The organism is Mycobacterium sp. 48b (genome assembly GCF_048282725.1).
Lineage (GTDB): Bacteria > Actinomycetota > Actinomycetes > Mycobacteriales > Mycobacteriaceae > Mycobacterium.
The window spans coordinates 7055837-7081333 of sequence record NZ_JBLVUL010000001.1 but is presented as its reverse complement, the minus strand read 5'-3'; the positions used below and the strand labels follow the sequence as shown (position 1 = coordinate 7081333).

General features: G+C 62.6%; 22 protein-coding genes and 8 tRNA genes. 20 read left to right on the top strand and 10 right to left on the bottom strand.

Going from position 1 to position 25497, the window contains the following annotated elements; translation table 11 throughout:
- Window positions 1-744: 744 nt before the first annotated feature.
- Complete coding sequence (locus tag ACNQR1_RS34650; protein ID WP_418050010.1) at window positions 745-1851, bottom strand: S1 family peptidase; 1107 nt, start codon at window positions 1849-1851, stop codon at window positions 745-747.
- Between the two features lie 208 nt (window positions 1852-2059).
- Entirely contained in the window at window positions 2060-2944 is an 885-nt protein-coding gene (locus ACNQR1_RS34645; RefSeq protein WP_418050009.1) for a hypothetical protein, read from the bottom strand.
- 144 nt (window positions 2945-3088) lie between these two features.
- On the opposite strand from ACNQR1_RS34645, the gene ACNQR1_RS34640 reads away from it, so the two are divergent.
- A complete protein-coding gene (locus ACNQR1_RS34640; protein WP_418050008.1) occupies window positions 3089-3931 on the top strand; it encodes a hypothetical protein in 843 nt (280 codons plus the stop codon).
- A 27-nt stretch (window positions 3932-3958) separates the two neighbouring features.
- Here ACNQR1_RS34640 and ACNQR1_RS34635 read toward each other — a convergent pair whose 3' ends face one another.
- Complete coding sequence (locus tag ACNQR1_RS34635; protein ID WP_016894482.1) at window positions 3959-5278, bottom strand: IS256 family transposase; 1320 nt, start codon at window positions 5276-5278, stop codon at window positions 3959-3961.
- 473 nt (window positions 5279-5751) lie between these two features.
- On the opposite strand from ACNQR1_RS34635, the gene ACNQR1_RS34630 reads away from it, so the two are divergent.
- The gene (locus tag ACNQR1_RS34630) at window positions 5752-6648 is read left to right on the top strand and encodes an FtsK/SpoIIIE domain-containing protein (protein WP_418050007.1); all 897 of its coding nucleotides are present in this window, start codon (window positions 5752-5754) and stop codon (window positions 6646-6648) included.
- A 560-nt stretch (window positions 6649-7208) separates the two neighbouring features.
- On the opposite strand, the gene ACNQR1_RS34625 is transcribed toward ACNQR1_RS34630, so the two are convergent.
- From ACNQR1_RS34625 to ACNQR1_RS34615, 3 genes are all read right to left on the bottom strand, one after another.
- Window positions 7209-8594, bottom strand: a complete 1386-nt coding sequence (locus tag ACNQR1_RS34625) for a hypothetical protein (RefSeq protein ID WP_418050006.1) — start codon at window positions 8592-8594, stop codon at window positions 7209-7211.
- Window positions 8595-9191: 597 nt separating this feature from the next.
- The gene (locus ACNQR1_RS34620) at window positions 9192-9965 is read right to left on the bottom strand and encodes an SDR family NAD(P)-dependent oxidoreductase (protein WP_418050005.1); all 774 of its coding nucleotides are present in this window, start codon (window positions 9963-9965) and stop codon (window positions 9192-9194) included.
- Between the two features lie 137 nt (window positions 9966-10102).
- A complete protein-coding gene (locus ACNQR1_RS34615) occupies window positions 10103-10723 on the bottom strand; it encodes a TetR/AcrR family transcriptional regulator (protein WP_418050004.1) in 621 nt (206 codons plus the stop codon).
- 167 nt (window positions 10724-10890) lie between these two features.
- Between ACNQR1_RS34615 and ACNQR1_RS34610 the strand changes: the two genes are divergently transcribed.
- From ACNQR1_RS34610 to ACNQR1_RS34590, 5 genes are all read left to right on the top strand, one after another.
- Window positions 10891-12168 carry a cytochrome P450 gene (locus ACNQR1_RS34610; RefSeq protein ID WP_418050003.1) on the top strand — a complete coding sequence of 426 codons (1278 nt, stop codon included), beginning with the start codon at window positions 10891-10893 and terminating at the stop codon, window positions 12166-12168.
- A gap of 176 nt (window positions 12169-12344) precedes the next feature.
- Window positions 12345-13178, top strand: coding sequence for a TauD/TfdA dioxygenase family protein (locus ACNQR1_RS34605; protein ID WP_418050002.1), 834 nt, complete (start codon window positions 12345-12347; stop codon window positions 13176-13178).
- Window positions 13175-13948 carry an SDR family NAD(P)-dependent oxidoreductase gene (locus ACNQR1_RS34600; RefSeq protein ID WP_418050001.1) on the top strand — a complete coding sequence of 258 codons (774 nt, stop codon included), beginning with the start codon at window positions 13175-13177 and terminating at the stop codon, window positions 13946-13948. The genes ACNQR1_RS34605 and ACNQR1_RS34600 overlap by 4 nt, the downstream gene beginning before the upstream one ends.
- 1 nt (window position 13949) lies before the next feature.
- The gene (locus ACNQR1_RS34595) at window positions 13950-14549 is read left to right on the top strand and encodes a carboxymuconolactone decarboxylase family protein (protein WP_418050000.1); all 600 of its coding nucleotides are present in this window, start codon (window positions 13950-13952) and stop codon (window positions 14547-14549) included.
- Window positions 14546-15403: an SDR family NAD(P)-dependent oxidoreductase gene (locus ACNQR1_RS34590; RefSeq protein WP_418049999.1), complete on the top strand. Its 858-nt coding sequence runs from the start codon at window positions 14546-14548 to the stop codon at window positions 15401-15403. Before ACNQR1_RS34595 ends, ACNQR1_RS34590 begins: the two co-directional genes overlap by 4 nt.
- 384 nt (window positions 15404-15787) lie before the next feature.
- Here the strand turns inward: ACNQR1_RS34590 and ACNQR1_RS34585 are convergent, their stop codons facing one another.
- The 3 genes from ACNQR1_RS34585 to ACNQR1_RS34575 form a co-directional block, all read right to left on the bottom strand.
- Window positions 15788-16480: a cutinase family protein gene (locus ACNQR1_RS34585; RefSeq protein WP_418050616.1), complete on the bottom strand. Its 693-nt coding sequence runs from the start codon at window positions 16478-16480 to the stop codon at window positions 15788-15790.
- A gap of 116 nt (window positions 16481-16596) precedes the next feature.
- A complete protein-coding gene (locus ACNQR1_RS34580) occupies window positions 16597-17025 on the bottom strand; it encodes an STAS domain-containing protein (protein WP_418049998.1) in 429 nt (142 codons plus the stop codon).
- A 416-nt stretch (window positions 17026-17441) separates the two neighbouring features.
- Window positions 17442-18044, bottom strand: coding sequence for an HAD family hydrolase (locus tag ACNQR1_RS34575; RefSeq protein ID WP_418049997.1), 603 nt, complete (start codon window positions 18042-18044; stop codon window positions 17442-17444).
- 736 nt (window positions 18045-18780) lie between these two features.
- Here ACNQR1_RS34575 and ACNQR1_RS34570 point away from each other — a divergent pair.
- The 12 genes from ACNQR1_RS34570 (at window position 18781) to ACNQR1_RS34515 (ending at window position 22703) form a co-directional block, all read left to right on the top strand.
- A tRNA-Leu gene (locus tag ACNQR1_RS34570) sits at window positions 18781-18865 on the top strand.
- A gap of 68 nt (window positions 18866-18933) precedes the next feature.
- A tRNA-Lys gene (locus ACNQR1_RS34565) sits at window positions 18934-19006 on the top strand.
- Between the two features lie 17 nt (window positions 19007-19023).
- Window positions 19024-19095 (top strand) — tRNA-Lys (locus tag ACNQR1_RS34560).
- A 126-nt stretch (window positions 19096-19221) separates the two neighbouring features.
- Window positions 19222-19716, top strand: a complete 495-nt coding sequence (locus ACNQR1_RS34555) for an HNH endonuclease (protein WP_418049996.1) — start codon at window positions 19222-19224, stop codon at window positions 19714-19716.
- Between the two features lie 97 nt (window positions 19717-19813).
- A tRNA-Glu gene (locus ACNQR1_RS34550) sits at window positions 19814-19884 on the top strand.
- Between the two features lie 23 nt (window positions 19885-19907).
- Window positions 19908-19995: transfer RNA gene (locus ACNQR1_RS34545), tRNA-Ser, on the top strand.
- A gap of 2 nt (window positions 19996-19997) precedes the next feature.
- Window positions 19998-20073: transfer RNA gene (locus tag ACNQR1_RS34540), tRNA-His, on the top strand.
- Window positions 20074-20084: 11 nt separating this feature from the next.
- A tRNA-Arg gene (locus ACNQR1_RS34535) sits at window positions 20085-20158 on the top strand.
- Window positions 20159-20169: 11 nt separating this feature from the next.
- A tRNA-Arg gene (locus ACNQR1_RS34530) sits at window positions 20170-20243 on the top strand.
- A gap of 106 nt (window positions 20244-20349) precedes the next feature.
- The gene (locus ACNQR1_RS34525) at window positions 20350-20928 is read left to right on the top strand and encodes a hypothetical protein (protein ID WP_418049995.1); all 579 of its coding nucleotides are present in this window, start codon (window positions 20350-20352) and stop codon (window positions 20926-20928) included.
- A 336-nt stretch (window positions 20929-21264) separates the two neighbouring features.
- A complete protein-coding gene (locus tag ACNQR1_RS34520; RefSeq protein ID WP_418049994.1) occupies window positions 21265-21945 on the top strand; it encodes an MspA family porin in 681 nt (226 codons plus the stop codon).
- Between the two features lie 65 nt (window positions 21946-22010).
- Window positions 22011-22703 (top strand): MspA family porin, encoded by a 693-nt coding sequence (locus ACNQR1_RS34515; protein ID WP_418049993.1) that lies wholly within the window; start codon window positions 22011-22013, stop codon window positions 22701-22703.
- On the opposite strand, the gene ACNQR1_RS34510 is transcribed toward ACNQR1_RS34515, so the two are convergent.
- Window positions 22679-24148: a glyceraldehyde-3-phosphate dehydrogenase gene (locus ACNQR1_RS34510; RefSeq protein WP_418049992.1), complete on the bottom strand. Its 1470-nt coding sequence runs from the start codon at window positions 24146-24148 to the stop codon at window positions 22679-22681. The genes ACNQR1_RS34515 and ACNQR1_RS34510 overlap by 25 nt on opposite strands.
- A gap of 163 nt (window positions 24149-24311) precedes the next feature.
- Between ACNQR1_RS34510 and ACNQR1_RS34505 the strand changes: the two genes are divergently transcribed.
- Window positions 24312-25484 carry a DUF2586 family protein gene (locus ACNQR1_RS34505; protein WP_418049991.1) on the top strand — a complete coding sequence of 391 codons (1173 nt, stop codon included), beginning with the start codon at window positions 24312-24314 and terminating at the stop codon, window positions 25482-25484.
- The last annotated feature ends 13 nt before the right edge of the window (window positions 25485-25497 follow it).

Genomic DNA, 25497 nt, shown 5'->3' with positions numbered 1-25497 from the left:
TCACCGTCGGTACTGCCGTGTCTGGTCAACGGATACGATCCCGCCAGGTAACGATCAGCACCGTTCGAGAGCATAAGGGCCGCGTATGACCTTGAAGAAGTGCGAAGTAGTGGTTGGCGATGTGAACGACAGATTCGTCCCGGATAGCGGCGACGTGCCGACGGTGGTCTTTGAAGGTCCCGAAGACGCAGCGTGGGCGCATTATGCCGACGCAGTGCGTGCGGCCCGAACCGGGCGTTATCGGTGGGTGAAGCTTCGGTGCGGTGGCCGCTACGGTGAGATCGTTGCGTCGTGGCCACCGACTGAATCCGCATGACAGTCCTGGCGGTCAGCGGATGGTCGGGATCATGAAGCGCCGTGTGCAGCCAGCGACCGCGGCGCTGAGCGCCTTTGCAAACGAGTGTTGTCGGCGCGCTCGACACGGACAGCGTCGCCTTTTCGGCCGGAGAGTTTGCGGTTCATCGTCGCCTCGAATCGTTCAAGACGCGGCAGTGCTGACATCCTTGCACCCGCAAGCGGTGTCGCACAGAAGCACGGTACCGAAATGCCCGTGTTTGCTTTGGAGCCCGGGACAGGCAGTGCGAGTCCGGTCGTGCACGGCCCTCGGGTGTGGGTGTGGAACGGCGCTTTTACACATGCGAGCTGACTGATCGCGGACCAACGGGCGTGAGCTCGGCCGCCCCAGCGGAAATGACACGCGGTTGAGATTATTTGCGAACGGCGTGAGACCGCGGACTGGCGCTATTAGTAATGCCAATCCTCCCATTGAATCAGGTCTGCAACGCCCAGTTCACCTAGTGCCCTGCGGATCTCACCTGCGGAGACCCCTCCATAGAAGGGCGAAGAGATTTGCCTAGCGTCGGGCAGGTCGCGGGCAACCAAGCCCACAACACGGCCGTCTTGAGCGACGACTGGTCCGCCGCTGTTGCCCGGCCGAGCGATCGAGGAGTACAAGAAGTACTCCTCGTTCTCGCGCGTCCGCACTGCCGGGTTGACCGCCTCACCTCGCTGTACGACGAGGTATGGACCATCGAGTGTTGATATCGGTGGATAGCCGAAAACATATGTGTCGTCCGACCATTGCGGGTTTCGAAACGCTACCCCCGGGATCGCGTTAAGCGGTGGGCTTCCTACATCTAGTGGAATCACGGCGACATCAACTGTGTCATGAACGAGCGCATCAACCACCCGGAGTCTGATATCGCGTTCGTCTTGCGCTTCGCCTTCTAGAGCTGGATGCGGTTCCGGCGATGAGATCACAGGATCGAGCGAGCAATCCCGTACAACATGCGCGTTGGTCAAGATGTGGTGAGCGTCTAACACGAGGCCGCTGGCGTTCGTAACGTCTCCGTTCGGTGCGGTGCCAGTCATGTGTACGGTCACGGACCTGTAGTTCTCGATGATCAATGCGGCGCCCAGCGCGCGCGACAGCCACAGACTGCCGCCGCGTTGAGCATTCGTGATCGAACCTGGGATTGCTTGGTAAGCGTGCCCGAGCATGCCGTCTGTTGCTCGGGTTATGCCGTGGTCGTATAGAAGATCAGCGCGCGCCATGTCCCGCAGGACCGGATGTACGACGATCGAATGTAGCGTTGTGAAAAACTCTTCATCGGCAAGCAGGTGTTGTCGAAAGTCCTCGCCCGTTAGCGAGTTTTCGCGGTCGTAGCTGGGTTTGCCCAGAGCGTCGGCGTAAGGGTTTGGCTGCTCAGGATCAAAGAAGCGCATCGCTAACTCAGCAATACGCACGCGAACATCAAGCAGGCCCACGGTGTGCGGTGGAACGACCATCCTTGCGGGCGCCGGTTGGATCACTACAGGTTCGCCGGCTGGCGGACCGCTCTCTTCTGCCATCTGCTCTCCTGCAGCTGTGCACAGACTGAGTGAAAGTTATGCCAGGCGTGCTCGACGCACGGTGGCGCTCCTGCAATTTATCGGTCGCTTGACGAGTTGTCATCGCGGAGTGGAACGAGCAGTGGAAGCTCGATGCACTTGTCGTTGACTGGCCCCGCAAACTGAACCTCGACTGCAGGGCACGTTGCTGCAGAAGAAAGTCCGACATTCACGGTTCGAACGAGTCATACCATTCGTCCAAAAGTTGGGTTTCCACGGCATAGTACGAGCAAGCAGTAGACCCGACCACGTAGAGCAACATGCTGGCAAGCCTCATCGCTGAGTTCCAGTGTTCGGGATTGGCCCGGTAGGTGACGGTGGTGTGGTCACCGTTGTCCTGCCGATCGATCTGCATCGTCAGTGCGAGGGAATTCGGGTGGGCCAAGAATGAGAGGACGTCGTACACGCCCGAAAGGCTGTCCACCCCCAGCTTCTCGATGAGGCGACACTGGTGACCAAGAGTCGGGAAAACCTCGCCAGCAATCGTCCACGGCGGATGAGGATGCTCAGTTGGATCGTCCCACTCGGTCTCTGCGTCCGGGAAGCGCTGCAGCAGGTCACGGCGGATCTGGTCCCGGACCTTCTTGGCTTCACGCTGTTCTGGCCTGCTGGCGTTCCGCGCGCTGACCATCCACCGATAACGGTGCGCTGCAGCCAGGCGTGCCATCCACCTTCGCGCCATTCGTGCATCGGCGCTGATACCGGGCTCCAACAACCAAGCTGCGTACGCAACGTGCTCGGCGATTGCTCGGGCGATCGGCCATGGCGCCAAAATAGGTGTGCGATTGTCTGCCAAAGATTTAAGCGCCAGCGTGTATTGGGCCGCTGCGTCAATCATTTGCACTGCGTCGAGACCGGCGCCCGTTCCTTCGTACTTAGTACAGCGAACCCCGGCTTGTGCAAGCACCTCATCGTCGCGACTCGCTGGCGAATCTCTCAAGGGCACGTGCGTAAACTGCGCATTCGTTGCATTCCACGCAGAATACAAGTTGGCAAGGGTGACGCTCCACCAGGTGAAGTTGTAATGGTCATCAGCGCACTGTGTTGAAGCCACGGCCATAGAGTAGGGGAACGCCGATCTTTAGGCGCCGTCGTCCGAATTCCTTTGAATGACCGCCGGTGGCGTCTCCTCCTGGGCTGATGGATCGCACGCTACGAGTGTCGACTAGACGTCAATAAGATGGATAAGTTTCGTGGCATGAAGCGTATCTATCTCGACCAGAACATGTGGATTGAGTTGTCGCGCGTACGTCTGGGAAGTGCCGGAGCAAAGAAGGAGTTCGTCGAGTGCTACGAACTTGCGAAGTTTGCCGCCGCTCACGGCCTCGCGTCTTTTGTCCTGTCGCAGACTCACATGTACGAGACCCAGAAGCGCCAAGATTGGAACAAGAGGCTAGACGTCGTAGAGACTATGATTGAGATTTCGCGCCTCCACGCGATCAGGCATGTCACCAGTGTTGTGCCGATGGAAGCTGACTTTGCGATCGGTGTCCTCCATGGCTACACGTCGACACCGCCAAACATTTTTGGCTTCGGAATCAGGGACATGCTCGCCAGAGATCTCGATGAACAGCCATTTCCGCGTGATCTAGATCCTCGGAAACTCGGCTACAGGGAGTCTTTTGTCACGTTGGCGGACAGGCTGTCGCTTCTGCATAGGTGGGACGTGTTCCTGCTTGCTGGCGCGCCCCCGTGGATTGCGGATCGTCGGATTCGCCGTGTTCTGCTGGAGATCGACCTGGTGTTCGCGGCGGACCAGTCGGGAGTGGCGGACAAGATCAAGGCTCACGATCTGAAGGGAGGGGAACTGGAAGATGTCCTGATGCATTACACATTAAGTGAGGTCCGGCACGAGTTATTTCGTGCGGCGAGTGAGCGCGGTATCCCAGGGGAGGCGTTGGTTGAATTCGTGATTGCCGAGCCAGCCAGCATGCTGCGCATGCTGCCAAGTCGGCACGTCGTGCACGGCATGTATATGCAGCATGCGCAGCGCCAGAAGGATTGGAAGCCAAACGATCTGCACGACATTACCGCGGAGTAATTGTCAATACCTGTGGATTGGTGTTTTTCAGGCGACCTCCGTTCCGGTCGGGGTGGCCGGGTTGTCGGCCGGTTCGGGTGGGGTGATGTCGACGGGTCGTTCGAGCAGTTTGCCTTTGTGGAACACCGCTCCGGCCCGGACCAGGGCGACCAGGTGCGGGGCGTTCACCGCCCGCCAGCGGGCTTGTGCGGCGTCAATGAGCTTGTAGGCCATGGCGATACCCGCCGCGCGGGAACCCGGCCCCTTGGTGACCTTGGTGCGCAACCGGACCGTGGCGAAGGTCGACTCGATCGGATTGGTGGTGCGCAGATGTACCCAGTGCTCGGCGGGATAGTGGTAGAACTCCAGCAGCACATCGAGGTCGTCAACGATCTTGGCCACGGCCTTGGGGAACTTGGCGCCGTAGTCCAGTTCGAAGGCTTTGACCGCGACCTGCGCGTGGTCGATGTCCTCGGCGCCCGCGATTTCCCGCATCGCCGCGATCGCCCCCGGATGCGCCGACTTCGGTAGTGCGGCAAGGACATTGGCCTGCTTGTGAAACCAGCACCGCTGCTCACGGGTATCGGGGAACACCTCACGGACCGCTTTCCAGAACCCCAGAGCACCGTCCCCGACCGCGAGCACCGGGGCGCGCATGCCACGGCGCCGGCAGTCCCGCAGCAGATCCGCCCACGAGTCCGCTGATTCGCGGTACCCGTCGGTCAGCGCGACCAGTTCCTTGCGGCCGTCGGCGCGCACCCCCAGCATCACCAGCAGGCACAGTTTGTCCTGCTCCAGGCGGACCTTGAGATGGATGCCGTCCACCCACAGGTACACATAATCGGTGCCCGACAGGTCCCGGCGGCCGAACGCGGCGGCCTCGTCCTGCCACTGCGCGGTCAGTCGGGTGATCGCCGGAGCCGAGAGCCCCGCCCCCGAGCCGAGGAACTGCTCCAACGCCGGACCGAAGTCGCTGCTGGACAGGCCATGCAGGTACAGCAACGGCAGCACCTCGGCCATCTGCGGGGACTTACGCGCCCACGCCGGCAGTATCTTCGACGAGAATCGTTGCCGCTCACCGGTTTCCGGATCGACCCGTTTGTCGTTGACCCGCGGCGCCTTCACCTCGATCGCCCCAGCGCCGGTGAGCACCTCCCGGACGTTGTGGTGGCCGTTGCGGACCACCAGCCGGTGCCCATTCTCGTCGACCTGATCGACGAACTGGTCGACATAGGCGGCGACCTCGGCCTGCAAAGCGGCGGCCAGCATCTGCCGGGCACCGTCGCGGACAATCTCATCCAACAACGACCGACCGGCACCGCTGCGGGTGTCGTTGGCCTGCGCGACATCGTGAACTACGGTGAGCACGGGCGTGCCTTCCCAACCAGCGCGCCAACGCCGGTCTTGATCAGAAACGAACTGGACTTGTGATCATCCCCGGGAAGGCGCGCCCACATTCACGCCGCCCTACCAAGGCTCATCCACAGGTTCTGATCATTGCTCATTACCGCGCTCGGCGTCGCGGTTCCGTACTGCGATGCCGTAGCAACTGAGCGTCACTGGGTGACGCTGTTGCGCCGGCGCAAGATTGACGAGGAACATGGCACGACACTGTTGGCGTCGCCGGCGGAGTTAACCGAATATCTCGCATGTCTATAGCCTGAGAAGATTTATCGCAATGCTCCACAGCGCTTCATCACGATGGGGATGCCGTTGAGGTTGTCCAGGTGTGACCGCGCTCCGGGACGCGACTTGCTGCTGACGCTCGTGTCGGTGCTGGGTTCTACTCTTCCGATAGATGGAGACCGGTGTTCTGCCGGGTCGATGAATGAGGGGGAGCAGTGACCAGTCAACGAAAACGAGATGAAAGCGAAAGACTGCCGGGATTTCTTGATCTGCATGGGTTGGACGGTCCGACGTTTGATGTAGCGGCTGGCTGGGCGGCGCAGGATGTTCGCGGCGGAGATTTGAGTGTTCCGATCGGATTTGATGCCAGCGGCGCGGTCGTCGCGCTCGATTTTTCTCGGTGGACCGGCCTAGATGACCACGTCTTGGTGGTCGGGAGCACTGGCGCCGGCACCACTACGCTATTACGGACCCTTGCGCTGTCGCTGTGTGTTACTCAGCACCCTTCGCATGCTGGCTTTTTCGTTGTCGAAGGCAAGGCGGACATACAGGAATACGCTGAGCTGGGTTCGAAGGTCCCACATTGCCGAGGTCACGTCACGTTCTCCGATGATCGTCGTGAGTGGACGGTACACCGGTTGACGCAAGCGCTGGTAGGTGAGGTTGATCGCCGGGAGAGATTCCTACAGTCCATGGGCATGGCTAGCATTGAGGGCTATCGGAACGTTCTGAGGGTCAATCCTGTTGACGATCCGGATCGGGCTGACGTTCCGGAAGCGCTCGTTCTGATTGACAATTTGTCATGGCTGCACGGAGAGAGCTTCGATAAGGCGATTCGCCTTCTTGCCGCGCAAGGTCATCGTCTCGGCTTGCGGATGGTGGTCAGTGTCCCGTATCTGCTGTGGGAATCGTTGAAATCTACCGGCTATTTCGATAGTTTTACGGCCCGAGTCGCGCTCGGCCTGGGCCGGCGGCAGGCCTCAGCGGTGCTCGGTACCGATGTTGCCGATGATCTTGGTTCGCCCGGGGATGCATACGTTAGTTGGCTTGGCGCACAGCCGATCCGTGTCAGGATCGCGACAGCGGACACGCCTGTTGCGGAAACATCGTGAGCCCTGAAGCTTCAAGTGGCTCACCTGCGGCCCAGCAGAACTGCCGGAGCTGGCGTCCTCCGTGTCTGCCGGCTGGACATCTAACCCCCTGGTCGGCGACCTTCTCGGGAAGCCCCACGGTGATTTCAGGAACGAGCTATTCGACTGTTGTTGGGGGTGAGGTCTGAGGCGCCGCTGTCCGGCCCGAAGGGCGAAGGGTGTGCCCGGAATTCTCACAGGATCCTTGGCATACCAGAGATCGGAGCGGTGCTCGCCATAGCGTTGAGGCGCGGACTTTAGAGCGTTCGCTCAATTCGCACACGAGCAGCGGTCTTCGGGGGCCTCATTCGTAGGTCGATGGTTGCACTCCCAGCGGCGATGGCGTCGGCAAGAGTCGCTTCCGTGAGCGCGATGTTGGCGGATTGCCTGGCTCGCCCGATCATCTCGGCGGCCAGCGTCTTGGGGTCATCGGCGGTTCCGACAATTCTCTCGGCAATGATCAATGATCAGTCTGTAGGTGTATGGCATGGCTGGATCCTGGCAGCGCAACTGCTGCGCACCAGTTAACTCCATTGCTATACCTAGTGTTTCTGGTTGTGGAAGACGGAGTCATCGGTCGGAGGATCGGGATATCGCTGGCCGGTTAGCAGCTCCCGCACGTCCCATTTCAGATCATCGTTGCGATGACTCTCGCAGATGGTTTTCGTCGCGACTTTCGAATGGGCCACGCGGTTCATCACGGCGCATAACAAGAGCACCCGAGCACTGGCGGCCAGGATGGCTATTTCCCGAGCGTCGTAGCGGTAGAGCGGCTGGTGCTTCAGCGCTCCATACCTGTCCCATAGGAGCCGCGCCCACTTCTGCGGATCGCCGACAAATTCCGTGAAGTGTTTACCCAGGTGCCGCGCAAGCCGTTCCGGCTGAACGTCTTTGCTGCTCTGGGGCTTGGCCCAGTTGGTGCTCTTCTTGTGGAAGTTGACCCAATACTCGATACCCGTGCAGAGGTCCAACAACTGACTCTCGGCTGGTGTACTGCGGGAGATACGATGCCGGGCTGTTAGAGGTCCGGTAGCACGATCATGCCGGTCGGATAGACGCAGCCATCTCCTGATCCCGTCAACCCCGCCGATCGTCTCGTACCGCAGCAGAGGGAATGACAGGTGTGGGTCCGGAGTCTCCGTCCCGACGGGCAGTTGCATAAGACGGTCCGACCAGAGCTTCGCGTTCGACGTCTCGCTCGGTTCGATGAGGGCGAGTCGGACGTAACCGCCGTCTGCCCGCACGAAGCCGTCCCAGCACAAGCTCACAAGGTTCTGGATCGAGATCAGGGTATTCATGTGCTCACGCCAGTCGATGGGTGACCGTGAGACGGAAGAGACGCTCAACGGAGTGAAGACCCGCTGATCATCTTTTGGACCAGTCACGGCGAAGTGAGTAGATACCGAGATGGATCGGGATGGTGACAACGACGTCGTTTGCTCTGGTGCTGACTCGATTCGCGTTGTGATGACCTTGGGCCGGCGATGCTGATCATGCTCGACGTCCGTCGTCGATCCCGTGATGGCTGACCAGTACTCCATGCCAGGAAAGAAGGCGGTCATTTCGTAGAACTTCGAGGACTTAAGTTCGTCGAACCTGAAGCCCACGGCCATCCCGCGTGCGAAGTAGTACCGGCTCGACGCTTTCGGACCTCCGGCCGTTCGATGACCACCGATACGGGTTACGTCGAAGAAGAGGGTGCCGTGTACTTCCGAGACCGCGAGCAGCGAGTCCGGCATGAGTTTATGTTCGGGAATTGTGTCGAAGAATGAACCGAGCGGCAGCGGGGCGAGGACGGCAACTTTGACGCGATTCGCATCTTTGACGATGTTGGCGGCGTAGTTCTTGCTCTGCCAGTTGGCCTCGCCGAAGAAAGGCCAGATGTAACCGACCACGCCTGCCAACGTGTCCTTGATGAGCTGATCCACACCATCCCCCAGACATACGGTGGCGAGGCGGAGCCGCCCGGAGCGCGGCCGCGTCTAAACAATCATGGATGACATCTCCGACAAGATGCGGCAACGCATGCGTAAGACGTGAGTGTGCCCGCGCCGAGCCGATGCTTGCCCCGCCAGCAGCACTGCTCGGGCGCGTGCCGCACATCAGTACAGGAAAATGACACGCGGTTGAGACTATTTGCGCGTGACATGGCGTGAGACTGCCAGCATCGCCGCAGGTCAGAAGGTTGGAATATGGCATCCGATTTGAGAACCGACAGCTTGCTTGCTTGGCTTCCTCCGACGACGACGACGCCTGTCGGTTGCCATGCTCGATGGCGCATTGCCATCTGAGATGGCGCAACTTGGCGCGTGCGATTTTTGGATGGCAATGGTTCTGCGAGTGCCGCTGGTCTTCTGCTGATCCTGCTGACGACTGGCAGATCCGAGATCGGTCTTGGCGCACGCAGGCGTCGACGTCCTTGATGACGGAGCGTGTTGCTTTGTGTGGGGTTAGTACTTCGCCAACAAACTCAATGACGGCGACGGTTGACCGCCGCCCAGTAAGATCTGGGTGGCCGCGGGTTGTCAGATGTACATGCCGCCGTTGACTCCGATGACTTGTCCGGTGATGAATCCGGCGTCGTCGGTGCACAGGAATGCTGTTGCGGCGGCGATGTCGTCTGGAGTTCCGCAGCGTCGGACCGGGACCATGGTAGCCAGAATATCCAGTGGTGGAACGGTTCCCAGGTCGACTCCGCCGCGCGCCATAGGGGTGTCCACGATCGATGGTGGGATGGTGTTGGCGGTGATGCCTTGTGGCGACAGCTCGAATGCCAGTGCCTTGGTGAGTGCGATGACACCACCTTTGGATGCGACGTAGTGCGCTCGTTCAGGCGCCCCGGACTGGGCGCTGGACGATGAGATGGTGACGATGCGGCCCCAGCCGGCCGACTGCATGTCGGGAACGGCCGCTTGGATGCAGGTGAATGTTCCGGTGAGGTTGATCGAGATGAGCCGGTCCCATTGTTCGGCAGTGATGCTGGTGATCGGCACGGGTGTTCCGACGTCGACGCCGGCGCTGGTCACGATGATGGCGATGCGGCCCAACTCGTTTCGGACGGTAGCCATCGCCGCCGTGACGGCGTTTCGGTCGGTGACGTCGACTTCGATGGCGATCGCGGTGGCGCCCTGGGCGGTCAGTTCGTCGGCGTGAAGGCGGGCGAGGCCGGCTTGGCGGTCCAGTAGTGCGATGGGGTGGCCGGCCAGTGCCAGTCGGCGGCCGACGGCAGGTCCGATGCCCGAAGCTGCGCCGGTGACGACAGCGACGCGCGAGGCGGCTAGGGACGCGGGATCGGTCAAAGGATTGCCTTTCGCAGGGGGGCGCGACGGTTCGATGCTGCGATCGTGGTGCAGGCATCGGTCAGCGGATGGCGACGTCGAATAGGCGGACGCCGAAGTACCCCGAACACTAGGTTAGGCGTTCGCCTAAAGCAAGGCTACTTCGAGAGCGGCGGCTGCGCCCCGGCGCTGGGTTCGTGTTCGGCGAGCTCGTAGTCGTTGAGAAACTCGCGCACCAGGTCCATGGTGTTGGCGTGCCCCGTGGTGATGCCCATGGCGGCCTCCAGCACGATCAGTCGGCCCAGGGCGGCGATGAGCACTGAGACCACATCGGGTGCGATAGCGGGGTTGCCGGGGCGGCTGCGCAAGATGAAGGTCAACGCGGCGACCTGGGCTTCGCGGAACTTCTCTGCACCGGCCGCCAGTTCGGCGCGGATCTCCTTGCGATGATTGCCCAGGGCCATGAATTCGGTCAGCAGTCCCACCCCGCGCGGATCAACGGTCAAGTCCCACAGTGCATGCAGTGGTTGATCAGCATTCAATGCGGTGCGCTGGGTTTCCAGACTGGCCTCGCTGCCGCGACGCAACACGGCTAGGTACAGCTCGTCCATGGTCGGGAAGTAGTAGTAGACCAGCGCCCGCTGAACGCCGACTTCTTCGGCGATCCGACGCGACGTCGCTGCGGCGTAGCCCTCGGTGAGCATGATGTGCGCGCAGGCATCCAGGATTTTGTCGCGCGTACCGGTGTCGCGCGTCCCGGTCCGATTCGATTTCGCCATGGTGTGGTCCGCCTTGCGTTCGCTGCCGCCACTGGGGCGCTCTCACCTTTTCCTTGACCGCCCCAGTCTTCGAATGCTAAGCATATGCCTAGCTACGAACTAGGCGATCGCCTAATTAGGTGCCTCCGCTTTAGGGAGTGGGCGGCGTTGCGAGAAAGGGGACGGCGTTGACGGTGCGTACCGAGCAGATCGAGAAGGCTGACATATTCACCGAGGAGGCGGTCATCAATGACCCCTACCCGTACTTCGATGCCCTGCGCTCGCGGTGTCCCGTGCACGCCATCGCCCAGCCGGGCGTTCTGGCGGTGACGGGCTACGACGAGGCGATCGAGGTGTACCGCAATGACGTGGTGTTCTCGTCGTGCAATGCGATGGGCGGCCCGTTTCCGCCGTTCCCGGTGGAGCCGGACGCCCAGGACATCACCGAGCTTGTGCAGAGCAACCGCGGCCATTGGGTGTTCAACGAATTCATGGTCACCAAAGACGGTGCCGCACATGAGGATGAGCGCAGTCTTTTGCGGCGGCTGATGACCCCCAAGCGGCTCAAGGAAAATGAGGCCGAGATGACTGGTCTGGCCGATGCATGCATGGACGGGTTCCTTGACCAGGGCCACTGCGAAGTGGTCGCCGACTACGGAAAACCGTTCACCACCATGGTTATCGCCGACCTGCTTGGTGTGCCCGACGGTGACCGCGACCATTTTCGCAAGATCTTCACCGGCCAGCATGTCGCGATGGCCGGTTCAGACACGCCGCTGCCGGACAATCCGTTGGAATACATGTACGAGACGTTCAGCAGTTACATCGAGGACCGCCGGCGCGAGCCCCGTGAGGATGTCTTGACCGCGTTGGCGACCTCGACCTACCCCGATGGTTCGTTGCCGCAGGTCGAGGATTTGGTGCGGTTGGCGACGTTCCTGTTCGGCGCCGGCCAGGACACCTCGGCGCGGCTGATGGGGTCGGCGCTGCGGATTCTGGCCGACGATCAGCAGTTGCAGGCCACCCTGCGGGCTGATCTGCGCCGGGTGCCCGACTTCATCGAGGAGGTGCTGCGCCTGGAAAGCCCCACGATGAGCGATTTCCGGATGACCCAGAAGCGCACCCAGATCGGTGGGGTCGATGTTGCGGCAGGGACCACGATCATGCTGCACCCGGGAGCGTCCAACCGCGACCCACAGCGCTTTCCCGACCCGGCAACGTTCCGCTTGGATCGCGAAAACGTCCGCGAACACATCGCTTTCGGCCGTGGTGTGCACTCCTGCCCCGGGGGGCCGTTGGCCCGCGCCGAGGGCCGCGTCACCATCGAACGTTTTCTGACCCGCACCGCCACGCTGACGTTGTCCGAAGAGCATCACGGGCCTGCCGGAAACCGGACCTTCCGCCACGACCCGACCTACATCATCCGTGGCCTGTCGGATCTGCATTTGGAGTTCACTCCGGCCTGAGCGCCAAAACCGGACCGGCCAAGAACAGGACCCATTGTGGCGACATCCCCACCCACCGACGGCGCAGAACAACCCGGACCTGACAGGGTCCGCAAGCTCAACGCTGTAGTGACCGCCTGCTCTCGGCAAGCCATCTCGGTCCTCATCAACCACCTCAGCGTCTGAAAGGTAGCAACGTGCGCGTGAGCATCACCCCCATCTCAGAGTCGATCGGTGTCGAAGTGCTCGGCTTGACCAGTAACGATTTCGCCCATGAGCAAACAGCCACCCAATGCCGGCAGCTGCTAGCGGCACATGGGGTCATCGTCTACCGCGAAGCCCACATCACCGATGCCGATCTGGTGACTTTCAGCCGAATGCTCGGTGAGGTCGTTGTCGCTGGCGCCGGGGGCCACCCTGACTTCCCCGAGATTTCGCCGGTCACCATGGACCCGTCCAAGAGCACGTTGGCGGGTCTGCGGCGGAGCACCATCTTTTGGCACACCGACGGATTGACCGACACCGTGCCCCAGAAGGCGACTCTGTTGACCGCCCGTGAGGTGGCCGACGACGGTGGTGACACCGAGTTCGCCAACACCTACGCCGCTTACCAGTCCCTCCCGCCGGAGAAGAAGGCTGAACTGGACGGCTATCGCGTGGTGCACAGCGTGGCAGCATCGCAGTTGCTGCTCGAACCCGATCCGACACCCGAGCAGCTCGAAAAATGGAACCGGGCACCCTCACGCGAACACCCACTGGTCTGGACCCACGCTGACGGCCGCAAATCTCTACTGATCGGCGCTACGGCCGGTGACATCGTCGGGATGGACCATACAGACGGCCGCGCGGTACTCGACGACCTCCTCGACTGGTCGACTCAGCCGCAGTTCGTCCTGCACCACACCTGGACGGTCGGTGACCTCGTCGTCTGGGACAACACCGGAATGTTGCACCGCGCCATGCCGTATGAGCCGACCTCCCGGCGGCTGATGCACCGCACCACTCTCGTCGGCGAGGAAGTGATCGCGTGAGCGCACTTCCGGCCTGGACCACTCCGCGCACCGCCATCGTCACCGGCGGCGGATCCGGTATCGGACTGGCCATCGCCCGACGACTCTCGGCTGAAGGCGCGACGGTAGCCATCTTCGACCGCAATGCGGACGCAGCCAGCGCCGCGGCCAACGCCATCACCACCGCCGGCGGCCGAGCCATCGGCTACGGCGTGGACGTCACCGACCGATCCCTGATCGACACCGCAGTCGCCGAAGTCACCCAAACACGGGGCACACCAACAATTCTGGTGAACAGCGCCGGGCTCGACGGCTTCGAGAAGTTCCTCGACATCAGCGCCGACAGTTGGCAGAAGATCCTGGCCGTCAACCTCACCGGGACCTTCGACTGCTGTCAAGCAGTCGCGCCGCACATGGTCGACGCCGGCTGGGGCCGCATCGTCAACATCTCCTCCTCCAGCGCCCAGACCGGCAATCCGCTCATGACGCATTACTCTGCGGCCAAGGCCGGGGTGGTCGGATTCACCAAAGCCCTTGCCCAAGAACTCGGCCCGCGAGGTATCACCGTCAACACCATTCCTCCAGGTTTCATCAACACGCCCATGCTGCGGCGCACCGAGGACCGCGGATTCCTGGGACCGGGCATCGATGCGGCCGAGGCCACCACCCCGGTACGCCGCGTCGGGCAACCCGAAGACATCGCCGCCGCCTGCGCCTACCTGGTACGCGAAGAGGCCGGCTACATCACAGGACAAATCATCGGCGTCAACGGCGGAAGGACCATCGGCTGACATGGCACGTATCGAACCTCTGAACCCCAAAGAATTTCCGAAAGAAATGCGCACGGCCTTGGCGGCGCTGCGCCCGCCCAATCCCCGCCACCAGCCGCTGGCCACCACCGACCGGCCGAAAGCCCTGCACGTCTTGGGCGCCATGGCTCATCATCCCGCTTTGGCCCAGGCGTATTTTCCCCTCAACGGCCATCTGCTGTTGGGTACCACGCTCAGTGAGCGGCATCGAGAGCTACTGATCATGCGGGTCGCTGCGGTGCGCAAGTGTGGCTACGAATGGGCCCAGCATCTGTTCGTCGCACGCGACGCTGGGCTGACCGACGAGGAGATCGGACGGATCGCCTACGGGCCTGAAGCGCCGTTCTGGAGCCCGCTGGAGGCCGCCATGCTCAAAGCGGTCGATGAGCTCATCGATCCGGGCGTGATCAGCGAACCGACCTGGCAGACGCTGGCCGCCGAATTGAACACCCAGCAGCTTCTCGACCTGATCTTCACCGTTGGCAGCTACGACATGCTGGCGCGGATGTTCAGCTCGCTGGGCCTGACCATCGATGACGATATCCCCGCCCTGATGGCCCGATACGACGAGCTGTTCGCATGAGCGGCCCGGTAGCCGTCGTCACCGGCGCCAGCCGTGGTGCCGGTGCCGGCATCGCCGCCGCGCTGGGCAGCCATGGCGCCACGGTGTATGTGACCGGGCGCACCGAAAAGTCCGGTGAAGCGGCACTTCCCGGGACCATCTACGAAACCGTTGAGCGCGTCAACGCCGCAGGCGGACAAGGGATCGGGGTCCGCGTGGACCACGGCGACGATCAGCAAGTCGCGGCGCTGTTCGATCAGATCCGCGACGAACAGGGCCGGGTCGACATCCTGGTCAACAACGCCGCCATCATCCGCGACGAGATGATGGACCGCACCAAGTTCTGGGAGGAACCGCTCAGCGTCATCGACACTCTCGATGTCGGGGTACGCAGCAGCTACATTGCCACCGTCATGGCCGCTCCACTTATGTTGCCGCAACAAAAAGGGCTTGTGGTCTTCACCTCATCGTCCGGCTCGGTCCATTACGCATTTGGGCCCGCCTACGGCGTTCCCAAAGCAGCAGTCGACAAGATGGCCGCCGACATGGCCGTCGATTTCGAAGAATTCAGCATCACCACGGTGTCCATCTGGATGGGATCACTACTCACCGACCGTGTCCGGTCGATCATCGCATCCAACCCGAAAAAGTTCGGTCACATCCTCGACACCGCCGAGACCCCCGAGTTGACCGGCCACGTGATCTGGGCACTGTTCAACGACCCGGAGGCGATGAACGTCAGCGGCCGCACCCTGATCGGCGCCGAACTCGCAGAACGCTACGGGATCACCGACGAGCACGGCCGCCAACCTCCCTCCTACCGCACCATGTTCGACGTACACCCGCACAGCCAATACGCCCACAAAATGAGATGAAACGAGGCCCCATTGGGGCCTCCGAGAAGGTTGCCAACAGTGCCACGTGCACCGTGGCAGGTGCACGCAGAACTCGGATCCGCCATCTGGATGGCAAAAATGTGTACGCCAACTCCGTGGCAACGCCGGGAGAGATACAGGTAGGGGAGTTGCCTCCCGCCATTGAGAATGGCAACCGACACTACCGCCCGAGAATGTCCCCACCCAGCCACCGCAAACTAATTTTCGTGTCGCGGACCGCGTCAGCTTCGGCGACTTCCGACCTTAGCGCGCGAAGATCGATGAATTGGCGCGAGCGGGCAAACGAGGTGATGGCTGATGCGCCATTTGTCCGCCGCAAGCCTGGAACCGCGGTTCGATGCGGATACCGCCGATTTGGCCTGGTCACGGGGTCGCTGGTGGATGGTCCCATTGACCGGATGGACCGGCCACAGGTTGCGCAGCGAGGCGGCCGGCGGCGAAATCGACACCTTGGTTGATCAGGCCGTCGTAGCCCGAGGAGGTGTGGGCGGCGAAGTCCATTCCGTCTGAGCAGACGGCGTCCTGCGGAGCACAGACTTTGAGGGTTTTGCCCTGATACTGCGGACCGATGACGACCGGGGGTTCTCCGAGGAAGTTCATCGCCCGAACGTTCGGTGTGCCGTAAAGGACAACGGCGGCCACGTTGTCGGCGACTTCGGGCTGCAACGGTTTGGGCACCGTGGCCGGGTCGACGCCGTCGGGCACAGCGGCCGAGGTGACAAAGCCCATCACGGCCGCGCCTTGGGAGTATCCGCCGAGCACCATCTTCGTTTCAGGGCAGTCGGCCGACATCTTGGTGACGTGCGCGCCCGCGTCGCGGATCCCGTCCACACCGGTGGCCCATTGATCGGTGGCCGGATAGTTGACCGGATACACGCCAAAAGACCTGTCGCCCAGGCGGTGTCGCAAAGTATCGGCAAATACCTGCCCGGTCGGGCCGAGGCCTGGTGCTTCACCGGTGCCGCGGGCGAAAACCACTTCCACCTCAGGACAGGGCTGCGCCCAAGCGATCGGCGGCCAACCGCCCAGCCCCAGCCCTGTCCCTACGAACACCACAGCAGCGATGCGAGCAACCAAATGTTTGAACACGTTGTTTCCCTTGGTCGTACGAATGCGGCATTGAACTAGCGACGGCCGGTCGGTGCCGGTCGCCGGTCGGCGGGTGGAGCTCATCATTGATTGTGTGGGCGTTGCTGCACCCGTGACAGGGCCGCGGTGAGCGACTCGCTGATTGGGAACGCCTGGTTGTGGCCGCAGAGAGTGAGCAATCTTGACACCGGCCGGCTGGGAACCAGCGCCCAACGGACGTCGGTATCGGCGCAGTGGACGTTGATGGTGTGAAGAGCCGTGATGCCGGAGGTCCCCATGAAGTCGATCGTGGTCATGTCCAGCACCAGCCATTCACACCACGTCGTGTGACGAACCTGGTCGACCAGCTGGTCGGCGTTGGCGGCATCGATGTCACCGTCAACCCTGAGCAGTCCGCCGGTGCGGCCCCAGTGCGTCGTGAAGCGGGCCCGGCCGTGCTCGCGGCGGGCACCGGCAATACCCCGAACTGGTCCGCCGCCCGGCGCATGCGCAGTGGCTGTCAGGACAGACATCATCGACCCCCTTCAGACGATGATTCGCTCTGCTGGGTTGTATGCAGGGAGCCTGCCAGCCTGCTCCCCGCGACATTCCGCGGTGGGCTGTGGGCTCAACCTTGCTAGAAAAAAATACGCCCTAACCGCAGCGCTCGGCAACCATTTGTCGACAGTTCAATTCCGGGTCAGCCGGCAGGCTGTTTCACCCGTCGACCTCGTTGAATCTCGACACGGGTGTGACGTTGGCTATGACAGTGCTAGGAGCGCATCAAACTTTTGCCCGGCATGAGAACGGTGTGGTGCATTCGCCGAGGCGATAGAGCTCACCAGGGCCTGTCGAGGGCCCAACTTCCTGATGAGGCAGACGGGTCGTGCCGCTTGTCGGCCAGTCGTCGCGCATCGACCTCACGACATGCCGAAATGTCTCGGCATTCTCAACTGCGATTGGCAGTCATGATTGCGGTCAGCTCCTGCAATGAGTCCACACGCAGATCAGCAAGCGCCGCTTCCTCTTTGAGAGCATGCAGATAGCCCCACGGGCCGCGCCGAACGAAGACTGTACGCATCCCGGCCGCGCGAGCGGGCAGCATGTCGTTGTCGATGCGATCGCCCACATACAAGATGCTCTCGGCAGGAACGCGCGCTTCCGAGATCACACGGATGAAGAACGCGGGGTCCGGTTTGGCCACTCCCCACGCCGCCGACGAAGCAACGAAGTCAGCCTCCAAGCCGTCCGCAGACAGCACTTGCTCGATCACCGCAGGCTGGTTTCCCGCGACACCGACTGCCAACCCGAGCTGACGGACAGCGGCGACACATTCCAAAGCGTCGGGATACAGATCGCTCTGACCAGGGTCGACGCCCGCAGCAGGCCGATCGACACCAATCACGTCCCACAGATCGTGGTGATCCTTGCCCATCGCGATCAAGGCCCCCACCACTCCGCACAAAGTGAACGGGGTCAGACCCAACCGCTGAGCCAGCGCAGTCCACATCCGGGTTTCATCGACCAACGTCTCGCCGACGTCGAACACCACACAACGGATCTGTGCCCAGAACCCCAAGTCCACCGACCGAGGGTTTCACACCACCGACCGGAACCGGCCAGAAGGCTATTCATGGCCATAGAGCGGTTGTGGTCTGCGGATCGGACGCGGACACGGAACGGCCCCGTTTCCTGTGGCTGCATGGGGGAGCCAGCGGACAACGAGGCAGTACCGGGTCGGTTCAGTGGGATCTACCCGGGGCCAACTGTCCCTTCTCGGAAATTCACTGGGACCTGTGGAAACGCGGTGCTACTTTTCACGGCGTGACCACGTTCTGCCATGGCTGTGAGCCGCTCGCCGGGATGCGCGAAGCATCCGCGGCGAGTTTGTGGTGTGTGGGGACCGTCGGCGCTGTGCGCATCACCTGGCCGTCGGCCGTGCGCAATTCCCTGGCGTATCGCTGCCGCTTCCGGTCGATCCGTCGACGAAATCTCACCCTGTCAATGGGTGCGCGCCCTGGTCGGCAGCAAGGGCTCCACGAACAATCTCACAAATCTCTCAACTTCGCTGTTGTCGCTGACAGGAACGTCGCCTGACGTTTCTGTAGTTTGTCGCGCCGAATTATGGTGGTAAGCAACAGATTACGAAGAAATATCTGCTCGACAATCTCATCTCCCTCGGTGCATGCTGTTTGCGGCAACGCCGACAGGCGAACGTGTGCAGAGCGGCATGACGATCGAAATCACCTGTTGCGTCAGACCTTTGAAAATTGAACAATGTGGCATCCGCGCTCGTGGCGGAACTGGTATACGCGCTCGGCTCAGACCCGGGTGCCCAATGCGGGCATGCAGGTTCAACTCCTGCCGAGCGCACGAGAGCCCTCGATCTTGTGGACTATGGAATCGATGCGCGCGCCACAAAGTCGCGAGCGTTGTCGAACGGGTCGTTGGTGAAATCGTGTATCACCCTTGGTTCTTACCCATGACTTCCGGGTTCGAATCCCGGGCGGCCCACGGAGGAACCACATGCGGCGCCGTTAGCTGAGTTGGGATAGCACCAGACTCTTAATCTGGGGACGGGGGATCGAAACCCTCACGGCGCACCCATGGTGATGCTGTGGAGGTGCAACAGTTTTGCACATCAGTCCTCCACGGGCAGAACGGGTTCGAGTCCCGTCACCCATGTCAAACCTGTCCCGCGACGACAACCAGAGAGGAGGCACGCGGTCATGAAGCACTTTCGCCAACACAGAAATCGCCCGTACACCGTGACGGTGTACAACGCCGACTACCGCGTGCTGACCTACGTGACCTGGCAGGAGGCGGTTCGGCTGCTGCTGCGGGGTTCGGTCTATGTGATCGAGCGCCACAGTCCGGCCGTCCACATACAAAGCCCGTCGACGGTCGTCGAACTGCCGGTGTCCGTCGCGCTGCGTGAGTACGTCCACGTGCCGTACCGGGTCCGCCATCGGGTGAGTCGTGTCGGGATTCTGGAACGTGACCGCTATACCTGTGCGTACTGCGGTGGGCACGGCGACACGTTGGATCACGTAGTGCCCGAGTCGCGTGGTGGTGACAACACCTGGCTGAATCTCGTCGCCGCGTGTGCACCGTGCAATGGGCGCAAAGGCAACCGTACGCCCGAAGAGGCCGGGATGCGGATGCTCTGGGAGCCCTACGAGCCACGCAGCAGGGACCGCTACCGTGTGCCCGAGATGGCCTGACCAACGGCCCCCACCCAGCCGGCGGGGCGGACGACAGAATCGAGAAAGTCTTCCGCCCCGCCCGCTCCTTACCTCGTAGCTCTGGCGGCTCAACGACGGTCCGTTGGTGTAGTGGTAGCACACCTGGTTCTCAACCAGACGGCAGGAGTTCGACTCTCCTACGGACTACACGCCTTCGCTGGTAGATGTCGGGAAGTGTGGCAGAACGGTAATGCAGCGGCTTGCTAAGCCGTCGCCGCGGTGATCCTGCGGCTGGGGGTTCGAATCCCTTCACTTCCGCTGTGACGGTAGCTCAATCGGTAGAGCGCCAGGTTGTGGTCCTGGTCGTTACGGGTTCAAATCCCGTCCGTCACCCCACGTACGTCGATGCCCCTGTAGCTCAAGCGGATAGAGCGTCGTCCTCCGACGGCGAAGGTTGGCGGTTCGAGTCCGTCCAGGGGCGCGGTACCTGATGCCGGCGTAGCTCAAGTGGAGAGAGCGCCTGTTTACGAAGCAGGAGGTTGCTGGTTCGAGTCCAGCCGCGGGTGCGCCCGCTGAACCGCACTCGGCCGGTCCTCGCCGGCTACACCTGGGCGGACATGAAGTTGATATGAAGTCGGCGGCGACCGGCGTTGTTGTCCGCAGAATGTCAGGGTGACGATGTCGGTCCCCTCCCGCGATCAGCGACGTGCGGTCAGCCCGCTGATTCGTGTGTTGGGTGTTGCCGAGGAGTCCGAGGGGCTCGATCCGCCAGCCGCTGACGACCGCGGCGAGGTTGTCCGCCTGACCCGCCAGCAGGAGCTGCGGCAGGCCCGCTACTACCGGGGACTTCTGGAGGCGCGGCGGGCTGAGATCGATGACGAGTTGGCCCGTGACTGCGAACTGCTGGTCAGGCACTTGGCCGACGGTCGCAACCGGCGTCGGATGCCACGCCTTCGTGAAGCCATCCGGCGTAACCGCCGTGAGCAATACCAGATCGACTGTCTGTTGGAATCGCTGAACATGAGGTTCTTTCGGCCGCGGCCGATGCCGCTTCCGGACCTCCGTTTCACCATTGAGATCGAAGCCACCCGGCACGGCTACCGGATTCGGATTCCCGAACTGGATCAAGTCGTGACCGCAGCCAGTCGCGATGACGCGGAGATGACGGCCCGCGAGCACATCGCCGTGAGCATCGGTACGGCAATCAGCCGGATCGCGGTTCACATCAGCTCGGGGCGCTGCGCCACCTAGCCCGGCGAGCGTACGTACCGCGCCCGCCTCAGCCGGCGGCGCCCTCGATGGAGCGCGTAAAGGCGCACACCGTTGACATATGATCTTCTAATCTTTTTTCGCGACGGCAACGCGGAAAACAACTGTGGCTCAAGGCATAACGTTCTTGGTGTGGACTGCGCTCTACTGCTGGCGGTTAACATCCAGGTACAGTTTCCCTGTCATTCACCTTCGGGAAACGCTGTGGCCCAACTGTTTATGGGTAACCGGTCGATGGATGGTGACACCGTTCTGCGGGCGCTGCTACGTTCCCCCCGGTAAGAAACTCGCGAATACTGAGAGGCGCGCCGCCGCACCATGCTGAAAACTGTTGTCACTCTGGCTGTCGCCTGTTCGTTCGGGACTGGTGCATCGCTATCGAGCGCCATTGAGTCTGGAGCCCAGCCGATTCCAGCTCCGCCGGCGCCCGATGTCGCGCCTGGTCCCGGGGTCGACAACGGTGCGGTGCCGTCGGCTGCGGCTGGGATCCTGTCGACACCTGAGGGCTGGGCTCTGTCGGTCAAGGCGGTGGACGAAACGCAGCTCGATGTCGCGCCGCTGACCACTGCCGTCTCCTCACGCGAATACCTGGTGGGCGGAACGTTTCTGGGTGAGGTGGCCGGATCTGGCACAGCGCCGCTGGCGGGCGGCACGCTGGAGGCCGGGTATCAGATCGGGTGTGGCATCAGTGCTGATGTCGTCGACGCGAGGTTCGGGGGCAACATCACGCCCTCGCTGAGCTCTGTGGGCGTGCCGAGCGTCGGTGGCGGTCTTTTCGCGCAGATCCGCCCCACCCTCAAGCCGGGCACCGCGTCCGTCATCCCGGTGACGAAGATTGAATATGAGGGCGATTCGGCCCGTGTGACGATCACCGGCCTGCGGATCAAGATCGACAGCTGCGTCGGTCAGTCCTTCATTCGCTCGTACGCGACGTTCACCAGCTCCACCGCTGACACGCAGGATGTCGTCTCCTACGTGGGCGTGACCAAGGCCGTGTGAAGTCCGGACCTCAAATCCACACTTGCTCAACCATTTACGTTTCTCGAGAGGTATCAACAACTCAGATGACCAGGATTCTCGCTGCCCTGATGACGGTCGGTGCACTGGTGGTGCCGGCGCCTTACGCGACCGCCGCTCCCGAACCCGCTTTGCCGCACGAGCCGAACGCAGACGCTCTGCCGCCCGTCGACGGCGAACCCGGAACACCGCCGGACACCGGGACCGTCGGCTCCGCGGAACCGTCCGTGGTCACGACGCCCGATGGTTGGGTGCTGAAGCTCGCTGCCAGGGACGAGACCCAATTACCGATCCCGGCCCTGACCACCGCATCCTCATCGCGTGAGTATCTGGCCGGTGGAACCTTCACCGGCAGCATCAGCGGCAGCGGCACTACGTCACTGCGGGGCGGCACGCTCGAGGCGGGTTACCAGATCGGGTGCGGCATCGAGCTGAGCTCGGTCCGCCTGACCGGGAGCCTCGGCCTTTCCTCGTCGGTCAGCCGAACCGGCCTCGGCGGGATCAGCGCACCGATCCAGGGCAATGTGGAAGTGCGACCGAAACCTGGCGAGGTCATCGACGTCTCGGTCACCGAAATGAAGTTCAAGGGCAAGGATTCCCGGGTCACGCTCAAAGACGTGCACATCAAGATCGATGGGTGCGTTGGCCAGTCTTTTCTGCGGTCATTCGCAAAGCTGACCAGCGCAGCCCCGGGGTCCCAAGATGTCGTTGCCTACTACGGCGTGACCAAGACCGTCTGATCCACCTCTGCCCGCATCTGCGGATACGTCGGGTACTCGATGCCCGACAGGTACTGCACCGTGCGCACCACCTGGGACGAGTAGCCGAATTCGTTGTCGTACCAGACGTAGAGGATGACGTTGTCCTCGTCGACGATCGTCGCGTTGGCGTCGATGATGCTCGCCGCGCGTGAGCCGATGAAGTCGCTCGACACGGCGTCGGTCGCCGCGGTGTAGTCGAGGTTGCGGCTCAACGGGCCCGACAGGGACGCCTGACGCAGGTACTCCAGCGCCTCTTCCTTGGTGGTCGGGCGGTTCAGCTGCATGTTCAGGATCGCCACCGAAACATCCGGGGTGGGAACGCGGATCGAGCTGCCGCTGATCTTGGCCTTCAGGTCGGGCATCGCCTTGGCGACCGCGGAGGCCGCACCCGTTTCGGTGAGCACCAGGTTGAACGGCGCGGACCGGCCGCGGCGATCGGCGTTGTGATAGTTGTCCAGCAGGTTCTGGTCGTTGGTGAACGAGTGCACGGTCTCCACGTGGCAGCGCGCGATGCCGTACTCGTCGTCCATCGCCTTGAGCGGCGGGACGATCGCGTTGGTCGTGCATGACGCGCAGGAGAAGATCTGCTGCTCGAGATCGAGCGTGCGGTGGTTGACCCCGTGCACGATGTTCGGGACGTCGCCCTTGCCCGGAGCGGTCAGCAGGACCTTCGCGATGCCGGGGCGCAGGTGCTTGGACAGGCCTTCGCGGTCACGCCATTTACCGGTGTTGTCGATCAGGATCGCGTTGTCGATTCCGTACTCGGTGTAATCGACACTCGCCGGGTCGTCACTGTGGATGAACTTGATGACGTTGCCGTTGGCGATGAGGCTGTTGGTTTCGGTATCGACCTTGATCGTGCCGTCGAACTGGCCGTGTACCGAGTCGCGGCGCAGCAGCGACGCCCGCTTGGCCAGGTCGCCCTCGCCGTTGCTGCGGATCACGACGGCGCGCAGGTTCAGGCCGTTTCCGGACCCGGCTTTCTCGATGAGCAGGCGCGCGACGAGCCGGCCGATCCGGCCGAACCCGTAGAGCACCACGTCGCGCGGGCCTTGCGGTTCGCTCTTGTTCTCGCCGGTCACGTCGCTGAGCACCTGCGCGGTGAATTCCCGCACGGACAGTCCCGCATCGCTGGCGCGGTACGCCATGATCAGCAGGCCGAGGTCGATCTTCGACGGGCCCAGGTCCAGGTCGGCCAGTGCCTGCAGGAAGGGGAAGGTCTCCTCGACCGACAGTTCCTCACCGCCCACCTGCCGCGCGAACCGGTGGGTTCGCAGGATCTTGATGACGGACCTGTTCACCAGCGACCGGCTGTGCAGCAGGACCGTCACGCCCTTCGCCCGGTACAGGGTGCCGATGATCGGGATCATCGCCTCCGCGAGTGCTTCTTGGGCATTCCAGTGGGCGAGTTCTGGCGAGTTCAAATCAAGCGTCCTGTGGGTCGTGTGGGCTGGCCCCTCGGATGAGTAGCGCTTCGATGTTAACGACCGCCGTTTCTCACAATACGCCACGGTAGGGCGGTGAGATCAGCAGTGGCGCAGGTCACAGGTGGAATGATCGCGTTTGCAGGGGTCGAAAGGGGTCGTCATGCCAATCCCAGAGCAACCTCCCGGCGTCGAGATCGAGGAGGTCGAAGGCCACATCGTGACCGGCGTGCCCACCGCGATCTGCGCCTTCGTGGGGAGCTGCGCCCAGGGCCCTGTCGAAGAGCCGGTACGGGTCGCGTCCTACGCCGAGTTCGAGGGCACGTTCGGGGGATTGTCGGCCGACCGTGGTCTGGGATACGCCGTGCAGGACTTCTTCGCCAACGGCGGAGACTCGGCGATCATCCTCCGCCTGATTGCCGAGGATGGCGTCCTCACGGAAACCGACTACATCGGCGCGGGCTTCGAGGACGCCGACAAGGGCATCTACGCACTGGCGAAGGTCGATCTGTTCACGCTGCTGTGCCTACCGCCGCCGGTGCCGGACGGCGACCTACCGCAGACCGTGTGGAAGGCGGCGCTCGCCTACTGTGCTCGACGCCGCGCATTCCTGATCGTCGACGCGCCCGGCGCGGCTACCCCGAACACCGTCCAGAGCTGGCCGGCTGCCCACGCGCTGACCGGGGATGCCGCACGCAACGGCGCGGTCTACTTTCCCCGGATTCGGCGGCCCGACCCGCTGCGTAACGGGGCGGCGGGCGACTTCGCGGCGTGCGGAGCGGTCGCCGGCGTGATCGCCCGCACCGATGCCGACCGTGGCGTGTGGACGGCACCCGCGAATGCGGGGCTGGCCGGGGTCTCCGGGTTGACGGTGGTGCTCACCGACGGCCAGAACGGCACCCTCAACGCGTCCGGGATCAACTGCTTGCGGACGTTCCCCGGCAGGGGCCCAGTGGTGTGGGGTGCCCGCACGCTGGCGGGCACCGACGCCCTGCACGACGAGTTCAAGTACGTCCCGGTGCGGCGGCTGGCGCTCTACATCGAAGAGTCGGTGTATCGCGGCACACAATGGGCGGTGTTCGAGTCCAACGGGGAACCACTGTGGACGCGGCTTGGCCGCAGTGTCGGCGCCTTCATGAGGGTGCTGTTCCAGCAAGGAGCTGTTCAAGGGCAGACGGCGAAAGACGCCTACTTCGTGCGGTGCGACCGGACCACCATGACTCAGGACGACATCGACCAGGGCCTCGTCACCGTCATGGTGGGATTCGCGCCGGTGAAGCCCGCGGAGTTCGTTGTCATCCGAATCCAACTCTTGGCCGCGGCCCCGACGGGATAGCCACGCCTGTGCC